General features: G+C 61.8%; 1 protein-coding gene. It reads right to left on the minus strand.

Going from position 1 to position 249, the window contains the following annotated elements; genetic code table 11:
- Positions 1-249 (minus strand): HAMP domain-containing protein (locus tag BGIM_RS66660; RefSeq protein WP_202947349.1); only part of this gene is annotated, 249 nt, incomplete at both ends.

Here is a 249-nt window from a genome sequence, read left to right on the forward strand (position 1 = left end):
AAGGATTTCCCCCTTCACGTCCACCGTGATCTTCTTGGACAAGTCGCCGTTGGCGACGGCGGTCGTCACTTCGGCGATGTTCCGCACCTGCCCGGTGAGGTTCCCGGCCATGGAGTTCACGGAGTCGGTCAAGTCTTTCCATGTTCCGGCCACTCCTTTCACGTCGGCTTGTCCGCCGAGCTTCCCTTCGGTTCCCACTTCACGGGCCACGCGGGTCACTTCCGACGCGAACGACGACAACTGGTCCAC

The sequence above is a fragment of the Zavarzinella formosa DSM 19928 genome, from assembly GCF_000255705.1.
Taxonomy (GTDB): Bacteria; Planctomycetota; Planctomycetia; order Gemmatales; family Gemmataceae; genus Zavarzinella; species Zavarzinella formosa.